Here is a 13960-nt window from a genome sequence, read left to right as displayed (position 1 = left end):
GCATGCGCCTGGTTGAGCGACAGCCGGGGGCACCTCGCTTAGAGGCTGTTTGCCAGAAACACTAGTGAACGCCCATGGGCCAATGCCGCGGCAGGCTGGTTGTACATGGGCCGCGCCCAGCAGTTGAAGCCGTGGTCGACGCCTGGGTAGGTCTCGATCTGCGCCCCGCCGACCTGGGCCATCTTCTGCTGCACGGCGGCTACCGCGTCGCTGTCGATGTGCTCGTCTTCTTCAGCGAAGTGGAACAGGGTCGGACATTGGATTCGATCGGCCTGGCCTAAACGCTTTTCGATGCTGCCGGGGTAGTAACAAACGGCGGCATCCACCCCTGCATTGGCCGCGCTCAGGAATGACAGCACACCGCCCATGCAGTAACCCACCGAAGCCACGCGACCACTGCAATCGTCGCGCCCACGCAGCGTTTCGGCGGTGCGGCGCAGGTCATCGACGGCCAGGTCGAAATCCAGCGCCTGCATCAAGCCGAATGCGCGCTCCCAATCGGATTCGTCGTAGCCGAGCTTGACCCCCGGCTCGCTGCGCCAGAACAGATCCGGTGCCAGCACCACGTAGCCATCGAGCGCGTACTGGTCAGCGACAGCCTGGATGTGGTCGTTGACCCCGAAGATTTCTTGAATCAGGACAATGCCAGGGCCATGCCCGGCCGGCGGCAGCGCGAGGTAGCCCCTGAAGCGGTTACCGTCCTGCGCGGGAATGTCGATCCACTGTGAATTCATGCTCGTCTCCTTTGGGTTGCGTTGAATTGCCGACCACAAGGCACGGCGCGCTGAAGAGCGCCACCGAAACAGTGCGACAGGCCCCGACAGGCGGAGTTCGCATCAGGTCACTGGCCGTAGGTCGAAACGATGAACTCACCCGTGACGTCGAGTAGCACCCGATACAGCTCGTCGAAACCTTCGTCAGGCGTCGGCCGTTCGAGCCGTTTGAGCGTTCCGAACAGGCCCGCCGGTGGGATTGGACGGGCACGGCTCTTGTTTCGCGCTGCGCAGCCAGTCGGGTCCGGCTCGAAGAAATAGCCGATCACACGAAATCCCGCTGCCCGCCCCGGGCCGATATAGGCCGCGCGTTCGACGATGGTGGGGTTGGTGTTATCGATGACCAGCCGCTGCTGGGTCTGCAGGCAGGCTTGCAGCAGGGTGCGCTCGCGATGGCGGGTACGCAGCATGTCCAAGTTGAGGCGCAGATGCGTATCGAAGAACTGCCGCTGGTAGAACGTCGATTTTCCCGCGGCCTGAATACCGACGAACAGGATCATTTCCATTGGGTTGCCGTAGCGGTTGCGATAGCTGCACGATGCCTATTGGGCGGCGAATACGGTCTGGCGTTCAGCGGATCAGCACTCCGCCCGTCACACTGGGGACGCCACGAGGAACAATCAGCCGCGCCAGCCGGGTCGAAGTGCTAACAGGCTGTTGAAAAACGACCTGCTAACCGTAGAAGCTTCGATCAGAGAACGCTTCTTCGTGGCGATATCGAGCCTCGCGCCGTCCACCCAATATCCGACGGAGACGACCGATGCCTCAGGCGCCCGCGCCAGATGCTCTTCATCCGAGTAATGATCCTGACAGCCACCGCCTGTACCGTAAGATCGCCTGGCGGCTGATTCCGTTTCTCTGCTTTTGCTACTTGGCAGCCTATCTGGACCGCATCAACGTCGGCTTTGCCAAGCTGCAGATGGCCGATCAGCTGCAGCTCAGCGAAGCGGCATTCGGTCTTGGCGCAGGGCTGTTCTTCGTCGGCTACATCCTTTTCGAAGTGCCGAGCAACCTGATCCTCAAACGGGTCGGCGCCCGGGTCTGGATCGCGCGGATCATGATTACCTGGGGCGTGCTCTCGGCCTGCACCATGCTGGTCACCACGCCAGGGCAGTTCTATCTGGTGCGCCTTCTGCTGGGGGTCGCCGAGGCGGGGTTCCTCCCGGGCGTGCTCTATTACCTGACGCTGTGGTTCCCGACCTACCGGCGTGGTCGGATCATCGCGCTGTTCATGATCGGTCTGCCGCTGTCCAGCGTGATCGGTGCACCGTTATCGGGTTGGATCCTCGACGCTTTCGATCAGGTACGAGGGCTGCGTGGCTGGCAGTGGCTGTTCCTGCTTGAAGGGATTCCCAGCGTGCTGCTCGGGTTGCTGGCCCTGCGCCTGCTGCCTGAGGGGCCGAAACAGGCCGAATGGCTGGATCTGGCCGAGCAGGGCCGAGTATTGCGCGACCTGACGGTGGACGAGGCGCAGAGTCCCGATAGCGGAGAAAGCTTTCGCCAAGGCTTCTTCAATCTGAAAGTCTGGATGCTCGGCGGCATCGATTTCGCGATTCTGCTCAGCGCCTATGCCATGGGCTTCTGGTTGCCGACGTTCATTCGCAACGCCGGCGTCGTCGATGCGTCCGATATCGGCTTGCTGACGGCGCTGCCGAGCATCGCCGCGGTGTTCGGCATGCTCGTCCTCGGGGCCAGCTCGGACCGTTTTCGCGAACGCCGCTGGCACATCATCCTGCCATTCTGGATTGGCGCCGCCGCCATGGCTGCGAGTACCGCGTTCACCGATAGCGTGGTGGCAACCGTGCTGCTGTTTTCCATTGCCCAGGCGACCATCATCGGTGCGGTGCCGGTGTTCTTCAGCCTGCCGGCGACCTTTCTCACCGGGACCGCCGCGGCGACCGGCTTCGCCCTCGCCTGCTCGCTGGCTAACATCGCCGGCCTGGTGAGCAACACCCTGATCGGGCTGGCGCTGGACATCACCGGTAAGAGCGGCGGAGCGTTGTGGTTCTTCGCTGCCTGCCTGGTACTCGGCTCGCTATTGGTCGTCGCATTGCCGGCGAAGGTGGTCAACCGCTAGAGGTCTGTTCCCGTTTCGTTCGCGGGGCCCTGAGTCAGCGCCGTCTCGGCAGCAGCTGCGCCACCATCTCGACGAACGGCGGGCTGGGCCGGTCGAGGGCGAAACCCATCTCGAACGAATCGCGACGCGAATCCTTGCGCACCCATTGGCAGATCACCACCACGTCGATTTCCCGCAGCTGCTCGCCGTGATCCGGTACATGCAGGCACATCTCGTAGCAACCGCCGATGGACAGCGGCTGCCGGGCCACCAGCCGCAGACCGCCCATGGACAGGTCGCCGACGTAGCCCATGGGATCGCCACTGAGGCGGTTGGTCACCTGGATACGGCTGAGATGGCGGAAGGTAAGGCGGCTGTGTTGGCGCATAGCGAGGCTCTGGCAGTCCTTTGGTCGCATCCGGCGCCTGGGAGCGTCCCTCCCGGCACGGCGGCTGGCGGTGTGCTTAAAGGCAGCAGGCGACCAGAGCACGGTAAAACTTAATGCCTGAACAAACTATTTTTCAGCCCTGCGGAGCAGTACACAGACTTCTCCGCGCCCGGCGCTAGCGCTCGGGATTCTGCGGTTTGCGATGCTTCAGTGCGTCTTCTTCGCTGACTTCGTCAGCCATGCCCGGCGGCACATTGTAGGCACCTCCCGGCACGTCGTTGCGATCGCCGCCGGCGGCTTCGCCATTGCTGATACCGCTCGCCCGGTCCGCCCGGTCCTCGTTGCGGTCGTTGATGGTTTCGAGATTTTCCTTGCCGCGCTCGGATGGATTCATGGGACCTCCGTCTGGTTGATCGGACACTGCTCGGTGCCCCTGTAGTTAGGAAGACGACCCGTCTTGGAAGTTGCATGGAAACCGTGCCTGCCGGATGACCGGCCATTCGGCAGGCGCGCTGAACTTACCCGCAGGGCGACAGCCAAAAAACCATCTGGGGACTTCCCCAACTGCCGCCGTGTGAACCTATGCAATTGACTCGAAGCCTGCCCGTAGACATCACTCCCGTCGCAGAGACAGCGGCGCCCTCCCGGACGCTTTATTTCGCGCTGCTCGAGGCACCGGGCAGTGATAGCGCCCGCGCCAACGCGGCGGACTACCTCAACAGCCAGCTGGAAGCCGCGGCAGCGTTGCCCTGCGATTTGCCGCAGGATCCGGCTGAGCTAGGCGATTGGCTCGGCGGTCATACCGCAAAGATCGGCGGCCAGTACCAGACCTACCTCGACGAGCGTCGTGCCGGTGCGCCGCGCCGTTATTTCTCCAGCAAGGCCCACGCACTGCATTTCCTGCGTGGGGTGGCGCCCACCAAACTGGTCGACGGCGCCTGGCTATACGGGTTGCTGCAGCGCTGGGATGACGCCCGTTTCACCGCACTGATTCAGACGTACCTGGAAGAGCTCGGCGAAGGCCTGCCGGAAAAGAACCATGTAGTGCTCTATCGCAAGCTGCTTGCCAGCCAAGGCTGCGACGACTGGCAGAACCTGGAGGACGACAACTTCGTCCAGGGCGCAATCCAGCTGGCCTTGGCCGAGCACGCCGAACAGTTCCTGCCGGAGGTGATCGGATTCAACCTGGGTTATGAACAGCTGCCGCTGCACCTGCTGATCAGCGCCTACGAGCTCACCGAGCTGGGCATCGACCCCTACTATTTCACGCTGCATGTGACCGTCGACAACGCCGACAACGGTCATGCGAAAAAGGCCATACAGGGTCTGCTGGATGCCTGGCCGCAGGTGGGCGACAGCGAGGCCTTCTATCGCCGGGTCATCAACGGCTATCGCCTCAACGACTTGGGCGCCAGCACGCTCTCGGTGATTGCCGGTTTCGACCCGGAGCAGGAAGTGCTGCGCGTGCTGGAGAAGAAGTCGAGCGTCGGCCAGTTCGTGCACTCGGACTACTGCCGTTTCGATGGCCGCACCGTGAATCAGTGGCTGGCCGAGCCGGCGCTGATTCCGCAATTCCTCGACACGCTGCAGCAGCGCAGCTGGATCAAGCGCCACGAAGACCCGCAAAACAGCCGCTTCTGGCAGCTGATCACCGGCGAACAGGCACCGATGTTCGGCGTTTTCAGCGCGCATGAGCAGCAGCTGATTCACGACTGGATCGCCGGAGATTGGCTGACCGAACAGGCCCCAACCCGTGGCAAGCCGCATCCTGCACTGGCGCAGCGCCAGGGTCAGTTCAGTGGCCGGCGGCGCGCATCGGGCGAACGCTCCAGGCCCGCTCTGGTGCAGAGCCCGGAACAGGCCATCAGCGACTTCGATCAGGAAGCCCAGCTGCTCGAACAACAAGTGGTGCAACTGCCGACTCGCGAGGCGCGCATGCGCCATCTGCTGCCCTTGCTAGCGCCGACCCGCCACCACAGCGCCGCCGGTCTGCTCGCCACCAGAATCTTCAGCGGACTCTTCAACTGAGAAGGCGAACGCTCGCCAGGGAAACGAAACAGCATGACAACGGAATCAGCCCAGGACCGCGCGCTGCTGCACTTGGCTCAGGCGCTCCACGAGCGCGGCTATCACTTCATCACACCCACGCCACTCACCCACCAACGGGTCAACAGCCGTATCGAGAACGCGCTCGCCAAGGACCTGGCCGGGGTCTTCGGCTGGAGCCGCCCCTTTCAGCATGAGCTGTTACCGCCAACGGTATTCAGCCTGATGGACCAGGCTGGCGTCCTGGCCCCCTGCGGCTCGCGCTGGCGTAGCCGGGTGCGGCTGTCGAGTCTCGACGGCCAGCTGTTCGTGCATTCGGCCTACCCCACCGATGCACCGGACGCGGTGTTCTTCGGCCCGGACACCTACCGTTTCGCCCATGCCATCCAGGCGCACCTGAACAATCATCCAGGCCATATCGGCCGCGTCGTGGATGTTGGCTGCGGCTCCGGTGCCGGCGCCATCCTCACCGCGCTGGCGCGGCCACAGGCTGAAGTACTGGCCGTGGATATCAATCCGTCGGCGCTGCGCCTGACGCGCATCAACGCGGCCTTGGCGGGCGCTGACAACCTGGCGGCTCGACACAGCGATCTGCTAAACGGTGTCGAGGGCGAATTCGATTTGATCCTGGCCAACCCACCCTATCTTGTCGATCCGGGCGAGCGCGCCTACCGCCACGGCGGCGGTCCGCTGGGCGCCGGGTTGTCGCTGGCGATCTTCGACAACACGCTGGAACGCCTGGCCCCATGCGGCACACTGCTGCTCTACACCGGGGTGGCGATGGTGGGCAACCAGGACCCTTTCCTCCGCGAAGTCAGCCAGCGTCTAGAGGGCCGCGGCCTGCAATGGACCTACCGTGAAGTCGACCCGGATGTGTTCGGCGAAGAGCTGCTGGAGGGCGCGTATACCGAATGTGATCGCATCGCCGCGGTGGTGTTGGAAGTGACCCGGCCGGCAAATTGAAGCGCCGCGCCGCGCGATACCAGACACCGCGTGGAAAACAACGCTTCGCGGTTTTCCACCCTACACCGGCAGCAGCACCAGGCAGGCCGACAGGGTGATCAGCGAGCCCAGCGTCGAGTACAGCACTACACGCGATACCCGTGAGGCCTCGCGGCCATAGAACTCGGCGAGCATGTAGGGGCCAGTACCGGTGGGCAGTGCGCTCAGCAGCAGCGCCGAATAGGCCCAGAGGGTCGGCAGCTCGAAGACCTGAAACGCCAGGTACCAGGTGATCAGCGGTTGAGCCACCAGCTTCAACGCCACCAGCGGCCAGACACCCGTAACCTTGCCGCCAGGCTGCGGCTGGGCGAGAAACAATCCCAGCGACACCAATGCGCAAGGTGCCGCCGCCGCGCCGAGCAAGCTGAGCAAGGTCGCCAGCGGAACCGGTAGAGCCAATCCACTCGCGGCCCAGAAGCCACCTAGCAGCGGCGCCACCACCAGCGGGTTACGCAACAGCGCGCCGCTGACCTTGCCCAGCGTGCGGCTGAAACCCTGGCCGGCATGCAAACCGGTCTCCACGCAGGCCAGAGCAATGGCGAACAGCACGCAGACGACGATGATCGACGCCACCATGGCCGGCTGCAGCGCCTCGTCACCGAGCACCAGCATGGTCAGCGGAATGCCGACGTAGCCGGTGTTGGCGTATGACGCGCCGAGCGCGTCGAGACTAGCGTCGGCCAGCGGCTGCTTCTGCGCCAGTCGATAGATCAAGGTGAAACCGAACACGCCAAGGCAGCCAACGGCGAACGCTGTGATGAAGCCCGGCTGCCAAAGTTGCTCCCAGGTCGAGGTGGCAACCACGCTGAATAACAGCGCAGGCAGCCCCAGCCAGACGACGAAACGATTCAATTCGGAGGCGCCATTCGGCCCCATGCGGCCGGTGCGTCGGCAGAGATAACCCAGGAGAATCAGCGCAAAAACCGGTAGGACGACGTTGACGACAGCGGACATGAATTCTCATCAGCAGGCTCGCCGACAACAGGCTGGCGGCGCGGGAAGGTGTGCGGCCAGATGGCCGACGGCAAACCTTAGCAAAGAATGGTTCTTCGCGGGTTATTAGGAAGTCAGGGGTGATACAGGGCTGACAAGACGGCTGTAGCGGCTGGTCTGACAGTTTTGCTTTCAAGCCAGCAGCAACAATCAAGCTTGCCAATCCGATATCAACCCCAACATCACCAGCGCTCCTAAGCGAAGAGAGCCTCGACCCCGGATAACTCCAGCGCCGCACTTCGCAGCCATTCACCAAACCTCAGTGCAGCATGGTCGATGGGCTGTAACCGTTAGGTTCGGCGCGCGCCGCAGCGAATTCGGCCTCGACGCGCCCGCGCATCGCATCAGGCCCCTGTGGGAAACCGCTGCGATCGCTGTAATCCCATTCGGTCACCCATTCGCTTTCAGCGGAAATGCCTTTGGCGCAGGACAGGTCCAGCGCGGTGATGCCTGCCACAGCGCCCGCAGCAATGGCGGCGTTGACCTGCTCGGTGCCGTTTTCGATGCTCATGCCGAGCCCAGCCAGATCCAGCACATCACCGCCGATGCGGCCGTAGATCCAGGGTTTCGGATCATCGCTCAGCAACAGGCCGATACCGGTGGCCACTTCGCGGGCCCCACAGGCGCGAATCAGCCCCTCATGCCCGGGCACGCCAAGAAAGCGAGCAAGCTTGCCCGGCATGGCCAGCTGCGCAACGCCCAGCCCGATGCTGAACCAGCCGAGGCTGCGCGCGAGTGAACGGGCGGAATGATTGGTACGGGTTACTCGATGTGGAACGCTCATGAATATCTCCTCAAGAAGCCGACTAGATAGCGAGACAACTGCACCAGCGGACCCGGTGAAAACGTAGAAAGCGACGATCAGGCGAGGCGAAGACAGGCTAAAAAGCAGAGTTTACGGGCCGTAAATGAGCATCTTTTAGCCTGTCTTCAACGCAGCATGGCCGAGCGCAGTAGCTTTCACAGGGTCTGGCTCAGGGTTTGAGAACCACCTTGATGCAGCCGTCGTGCTTGTCGCGGAAGGTCTTGTACATCTCGGGCCCCTGCTCGAGGCTGACGCTGTGAGTGATGACGAAGGATGGGTCGATCTGCCCTTCCTGGATGCGTTTAAGCAGGTCGTCGGTCCAGCGGTTGACGTGGGTCTGGCCCATGCGGAAGGTCAATCCTTTGTTCATCGCCGCGCCGAAGGGAATCTTGTCGATCAGCCCACCATAAACGCCCGGAATGGAAATGATCCCGGCCGGGCGGCAGACGTAAATCATCTCGCGCAGTACGTGGGGACGATCGGTTTCCAGCATCAACGCCTGCTTGGCGCGGTCGTACATGGAGTCGATGGAGCGCGCCGCGTGCGCTTCCATACCGACCGAGTCGATGCACTTCTCCGGCCCCTTACCGCGGGTCAGCTCTTTGAGCCGCTCGAGCACGCTTTCCTCATCGAAGTTGATGGTGATGGCGCCACCGGCGCGGGCCATGGACAGCCGCTCGGGCACGTTGTCGATGCAGATCACCTGCTCGGCGCCCATCATGACCGCGCTGCGAATGGCGAACTGGCCGACCGGCCCGGCGCCCCAGATGGCGACGGTGTCGGTGGGCTGGATGTCGCACTGGGCGGCGGCCTGCCAGCCAGTTGGCAGGATGTCGCCGAGGAACAATACCTGCTCATCGGTAAGCCCATTCGGGATAACGACCGGGCCGACATCCGCATAGGGCACGCGCACGTATTCCGCCTGACCGCCGGCATAGCCGCCGGTGAGGTGGGTGTAGCCGTACAGACCGGCGGTGGTGTGGCCGAAGACCTTGTCAGCGATGTCCTTGTTACGGTTGGTGCGTTCGCACACCGAGAAGTTGCCGCGCCGACATTGGTCGCATTCACCACAGACGATGGTGAAGGGCACCACCACACGGTCGCCGACCTTGAGCTTTTGGTTGGCTGAGCCGACTTCCATGACCTCGCCCATGAACTCGTGACCAACGATGTCGCCGTGCTTCATGCCCGGCATAAAGCCGTCGTAGAGGTGAAGGTCCGAGCCGCAGATGGCGCAGGAGCTGACTTTGATGATGGCGTCGCGCGGGTCCTCGATTGATGGGTCCGGGACGTGGTTATCGCAGCGGATATCGTGCTTGCCGTGCCAGCGAAGCGCTCTCATGGAAAAATCTCCTGGTCGGGTGTTGGAAACGCCGCCGTGGTGGTTCTTCCTGATATGTCGCCGCTGGGCGGCAGCTGCTCCTGGTCCGATTGCTGCCATGCGGCAGAGCTACGGCGTGCGCGCTATCAAATTTTTAGTAAGCGCGACTGCGGGAGAGTTGCCTGACTCCAGCGCAATGAGGCGAAATCACCGACGGACTGCGATAAATGGCGCTGGATTGAGACGTTATATCTGCCTTTCGTAGGAGCGAGCTTGCTTGCGATCCGGGGTTGGCGGCGGCTCGGAGCAATGGCTGAGCACGGATCACCAGCAAGCTGGCTCCTACAGAGGCGCGGAGGAATCGCGGAGGGAATTATCAGCACGTCACGCTTTTCGTAGGAGCGAGCTTGCTTGCGATCCGGGGTTGGCGTCGGCTCGGAGCAATGGTGGAGCACGGATCGCCAGCAAGCTGGCTCGTACAGAGGCACAAAGATAATCACGGACCGCCTGCTCACACCTCCCGGCGGTCCTTTTTTGCGCTCAGCTTTTTCCGGGGCGGATAGCAGCGTAGCCGTTGCGATAGCTTGCGTACTGCGGCGTCCAGCCCAGGGCACGGGCGCGGGCATTGCTGCAACGTTTGCTACCGGCGCGGCGGGTCATCGTCTGCTCGGCCCAATGGGTCACCCCGAGCCGCTCACGGAGCCAATCGATGACTTCGTGCAGCGGGGCCGGATCATCGTCGACCCCCAGATAGCAATCCTCCAGATCGCCCCCGCTCAGATCGGTCTGCAGCAGGCAGGCCAGCAACGCTGCGGCATCGTCACGGTGCACGCGGTTGCTGTATTGGGGAGGTTCACGGTCGACACGCAGGCCGGCACGGACCTGATTCTGCATCCAAGGACGCGCCGGGTCATAGAGCCCGGCCATGCGCACCCGTGTGGCCGGAATGCCGCTATCCAGTGCCAGCTGCTCGGCCTCCAGCATCACCTGACCGGTATAGCCGGTGGGCTCGGTGGGAGAGGTCTCGTCGATCCATTCCCCGTCGTTCTGCGCGTAGACGCCGGTGCTGGAAAGAAAAAACAGCCGCTTGGGTCGCTGCCCGCGCTGCTGTAGCCAGCCGAGGGCATTGCGCAACCCGTCGACATAGGCGGCACGGTACCCCGCTTCGTCATGCTGACTGGCCGATGCCGCGTATACCAGATAGTCCAGCGTACCGTTGGGCCAGCTGCGCGGCACTTCGCTCGCGGAAAGGTCACCCTTGACCGGTAAGATCGGTACCGGCAGACCCGCTGCCTGGCGACGCAGGCCGTAAACTGTCCAGCCCGTCCGGCTCAGCTGCAGCCCGAGACGGATGCCGACATCGCCGCAGCCGGCGATCATTACAGAGGGACGAGTTGCCATGGCGGTTGCTCCGTAACCATTGCGGGTCACTCAATCGGCCCGCCTTACTGGAGTGTACCGCTGCCCAGTGAGTTTTGCCGCTGATCAGCTGGCCATGAACGGGCGCTGTCCAGTTGGTTCGAACTCGAGCAAAGGCTATGCTAGCCCGCACCCTGATGGAAACTCACTATGACACTGACCGAACTGCGCTACATCGTCACGCTCGCCCAGGAACAACATTTCGGCCGCGCCGCCGAGCGTTGTCATGTCAGCCAGCCAACCCTCTCGGTGGGAGTTAAAAAGCTCGAGGACGAGCTCGGCGTGCTGATTTTCGAGCGGACCAAAAGCGCGGTCCGGCTGACGCCGGTCGGTGAAGGCATCGTCACCCAGGCACAGAAGGTGCTCGAGCAGGCGCAAAGCATTCGCGAGTTGGCCCAGGCGGGCAAAAATCAGCTGGCGGCGCCGCTCAAGGTCGGTGCCATCTATACCGTCGGTCCGTACATGTTTCCGCATCTGATCCCGCAGCTGCATCGCGTGGCGCCGGACATGCCGCTGTATATCGAGGAAAACTTCACCCACGTGCTGCGCGACAAGCTGCGCACCGGCGAGCTGGACGCGATCATCATCGCCCTACCGTTCCAGGAAGCCGACGTGCTGACGCTGCCACTGTATGACGAGCCGTTCTATGTGCTGATGCCGGCCAACCATCCGTGGACCAAAAAAGAAACCATTGATTCCGAGATGCTCAACGACAAGAGCCTGCTGCTGCTCGGTGAAGGTCACTGCTTCCGCGATCAGGTGCTCGAAGCCTGCCCGACCACTCGCAAGGGCGAGGCCCCGAGCCACACCACGGTTGAGTCTTCGTCGCTGGAAACCATCCGCCACATGGTCGCCTCCGGTCTCGGTGTATCGATCCTGCCGCTGTCGGCGGTGGACAGCCATCACTATTCCCCAGGGGTGTTGGACATTCGTCCGCTGACCGCGCCGGTGCCGTTCCGCACCGTGGCGATCGCCTGGCGCGCCAGCTTCCCGCGTCCGAAGGCAATCGAGGTGTTGGCCGACTCCATCCGCCTGTGCTCGGTCGCCAAACCGCCTGCTGCGAACGCGTGAACCGATGAGCGAGCTGGCGGCGGTCCCGGTCACCGCACTCAAGGGCGTTGGCGCGGCACTGGCCGAAAAGCTCGCCAAGGTCGGCCTGGAAACCCTGCAGGACCTGCTGTTCCATCTGCCTCTGCGTTATCAAGATCGCACCCGCATCGTGCCGATCGGTGCGCTACGGCCGGGCCAGGATGCGGTGGTCGAAGGTACGGTGACCGGTGCCGACGTGGTCATGGGTCGACGCCGCAGCCTGCTGGTGCGTCTGCACGATGGCAGCGGCAGCCTCAGCCTGCGCTTCTATCATTTCAGCCAGGCGCAGAAGGAAGGCCTCAAGCGCGGCACCCAGCTGCGCTGCTACGGAGAGGCCCGGCCCGGCGCCTCGGGGCTGGAAATCTATCATCCGGAATATCGCGCGCTCAGTGACAGTGAAACGGTTGTCGTGGAGCAGACGCTCACCCCCATCTATCCAACCACCGAAGGCCTGACCCAGCAGCGTCTGCGGCAGCTCACCCAACAGGCGCTGGCTCGGCTCGGCCCGCACAGCCTGCCCGACTGGTTGCCCGACGAGCTCGCACGCGATTATCGACTAGCGCCATTGGACGAGGCCATTCGCTACCTCCACCGGCCACCCCCGGATGCTGATCTCGAAGACCTCGCCGAGGGCCGCCACTGGGCGCAGCATCGCCTGGCGTTCGAGGAATTGCTGACCCATCAATTGTCGCTGCAGCGGCTGCGGGAAAGCGTTCGTGCACAACATGCGCCACCGTTGCCAACGGCGCGCAGCCTGCCGCAGCGTTACCTGCACAACCTCGGCTTCCAGCCCACCGGCGCGCAGCAGCGGGTCGGCGCCGAAATCGCCTATGACCTCGCCCAGGACGAGCCGATGCTGCGCCTGGTGCAAGGCGATGTCGGTGCAGGCAAAACCGTGGTCGCTGCGTTGGCCGCGCTGCAGGCACTGGAAGCCGGTTACCAGGTGGCGCTCATGGCGCCGACCGAGATTCTCGCCGAGCAGCACTTCATCACCTTCTGCAAATGGCTCGAGCCGCTGGGCATCGAGGTCGCCTGGCTGGCCGGCAAGCTCAAAGGCAAGGCACGCTCCGCGGCACTGGAGCGCATCGCCGAAGGCTGCCCGATGGTGGTCGGCACCCACGCGCTGTTCCAGGATGAGGTGCGATTCACGCGTCTGGCATTGGTAATCATCGACGAGCAACACCGCTTCGGCGTGCAGCAGCGCCTGGCCCTGCGCCGCAAGGGCGTCGACGGTAGGCTCTGTCCGCACCAGCTGATCATGACCGCCACGCCCATTCCGCGGACCCTGGCGATGAGCGCCTATGCCGATCTGGACACCTCGATTCTGGACGAATTGCCGCCCGGCCGTACCCCGGTAAACACCGTGCTGGTGACCGACAGCCGTCGCCTGGAAGTCATCGAGCGGGTGCGCTCGGCCTGCAACGAAGGGCGCCAGGCCTATTGGGTTTGCACGCTGATCGAAGAGTCCGAGGAGCTCACCTGCCAGGCCGCCGAAACCACGTCCGAGGATCTGTCGGCAGCGCTTGGCGGCCTCAATGTAGGGTTGATTCATGGCCGCATGAAGCCGACCGAAAAAGCCGCTGTGATGGCCGAATTCAAGGAAGGCCGGCTGCAACTGTTGGTGGCGACTACGGTGATCGAAGTGGGCGTCGACGTGCCCAACGCCAGCCTGATGATCATCGAGAACCCCGAGCGACTGGGCCTCGCTCAGCTGCACCAGCTGCGCGGGCGGGTCGGCCGGGGCAGCGCAGCCAGCCATTGCGTATTGCTCTATCACCCGCCTCTTTCGCAGATCGGCCGCGAACGGCTGGGGATCATGCGCGAAACCTGCGATGGTTTCATCATCGCGGAAAAGGATCTTGAACTGCGCGGCCCTGGCGAAATGCTGGGCACCCGGCAGACCGGCCTGCTGCAGTTCAAGGTCGCCGACCTGATGCGCGATGCCGATCTGCTGCCTGCGGTGCGCGACGCGGCCCAGGCTCTGCTGGCGCGCTGGCCGCAACATGTCAGCCCGCTATTGGAACGCTGGCTGCGCCACGGCCAGCAATACGGGCAGGTTTGACGCTCG

The 13960-nt window shown here is 63.4% G+C and carries 13 protein-coding genes; 5 read left to right on the top strand and 8 right to left on the bottom strand.

The window, feature by feature from the left end:
* Positions 1–38: 38 nt before the first annotated feature.
* Both H3028_RS06080 and H3028_RS06075 read right to left on the bottom strand, forming a co-directional pair.
* On the bottom strand, positions 39–734 hold the full coding sequence (locus tag H3028_RS06080) for a dienelactone hydrolase family protein (protein WP_181296162.1): 696 nt from the start codon (positions 732–734) through the stop codon (positions 39–41).
* Between the two features lie 107 nt (positions 735–841).
* A complete protein-coding gene (locus tag H3028_RS06075; RefSeq protein WP_181296161.1) occupies positions 842–1279 on the bottom strand; it encodes an AAA family ATPase in 438 nt (145 codons plus the stop codon).
* 254 nt (positions 1280–1533) lie between these two features.
* Between H3028_RS06075 and H3028_RS06070 the strand changes: the two genes are divergently transcribed.
* Positions 1534–2850 (top strand): MFS transporter, encoded by a 1317-nt coding sequence (locus H3028_RS06070; protein ID WP_181296160.1) that lies wholly within the window; start codon positions 1534–1536, stop codon positions 2848–2850.
* 34 nt (positions 2851–2884) lie between these two features.
* On the opposite strand, the gene H3028_RS06065 is transcribed toward H3028_RS06070, so the two are convergent.
* Complete coding sequence (locus H3028_RS06065; RefSeq protein ID WP_181296159.1) at positions 2885–3217, bottom strand: PilZ domain-containing protein; 333 nt, start codon at positions 3215–3217, stop codon at positions 2885–2887.
* Positions 3218–3392: 175 nt separating this feature from the next.
* Entirely contained in the window at positions 3393–3611 is a 219-nt protein-coding gene (locus H3028_RS06060) for a hypothetical protein (protein WP_181296158.1), read from the bottom strand.
* 188 nt (positions 3612–3799) lie between these two features.
* Here H3028_RS06060 and H3028_RS06055 point away from each other — a divergent pair, with 188 nt between their 5' ends.
* Together H3028_RS06055 and H3028_RS06050 are read left to right on the top strand one after the other, a co-directional pair.
* The gene (locus H3028_RS06055) at positions 3800–5245 is read left to right on the top strand and encodes an iron-containing redox enzyme family protein (protein WP_181296157.1); all 1446 of its coding nucleotides are present in this window, start codon (positions 3800–3802) and stop codon (positions 5243–5245) included.
* A 33-nt stretch (positions 5246–5278) separates the two neighbouring features.
* Complete coding sequence (locus tag H3028_RS06050; protein WP_181296156.1) at positions 5279–6226, top strand: class I SAM-dependent methyltransferase; 948 nt, start codon at positions 5279–5281, stop codon at positions 6224–6226.
* A gap of 60 nt (positions 6227–6286) precedes the next feature.
* Here the strand turns inward: H3028_RS06050 and H3028_RS06045 are convergent, their stop codons facing one another.
* The 4 genes from H3028_RS06045 to H3028_RS06030 form a co-directional block, all read right to left on the bottom strand.
* Entirely contained in the window at positions 6287–7219 is a 933-nt protein-coding gene (locus H3028_RS06045) for an AEC family transporter (protein ID WP_181296155.1), read from the bottom strand.
* 298 nt (positions 7220–7517) lie between these two features.
* On the bottom strand, positions 7518–8042 hold the full coding sequence (locus tag H3028_RS06040) for a transcriptional regulator (RefSeq protein ID WP_181296154.1): 525 nt from the start codon (positions 8040–8042) through the stop codon (positions 7518–7520).
* Between the two features lie 190 nt (positions 8043–8232).
* On the bottom strand, positions 8233–9405 hold the full coding sequence (locus H3028_RS06035; RefSeq protein ID WP_181296153.1) for a zinc-dependent alcohol dehydrogenase: 1173 nt from the start codon (positions 9403–9405) through the stop codon (positions 8233–8235).
* A 519-nt stretch (positions 9406–9924) separates the two neighbouring features.
* A complete protein-coding gene (locus H3028_RS06030) occupies positions 9925–10785 on the bottom strand; it encodes an SDR family NAD(P)-dependent oxidoreductase (RefSeq protein WP_181296152.1) in 861 nt (286 codons plus the stop codon).
* Between the two features lie 168 nt (positions 10786–10953).
* Between H3028_RS06030 and H3028_RS06025 the strand changes: the two genes are divergently transcribed.
* On the top strand, positions 10954–11874 hold the full coding sequence (locus H3028_RS06025; RefSeq protein ID WP_181296151.1) for a hydrogen peroxide-inducible genes activator: 921 nt from the start codon (positions 10954–10956) through the stop codon (positions 11872–11874).
* 4 nt (positions 11875–11878) lie between these two features.
* A complete protein-coding gene (gene recG / locus H3028_RS06020; protein ID WP_181296150.1) occupies positions 11879–13954 on the top strand; it encodes an ATP-dependent DNA helicase RecG in 2076 nt (691 codons plus the stop codon).
* Positions 13955–13960 lie beyond the last annotated feature (6 nt).

The organism is Pseudomonas sp. Q2-TVG4-2 (genome assembly GCF_013620795.1).
Taxonomy (GTDB): Bacteria; Pseudomonadota; Gammaproteobacteria; order Pseudomonadales; family Pseudomonadaceae; genus Stutzerimonas.
This window is presented reverse-complemented; position numbering and strand designations above follow the sequence as displayed.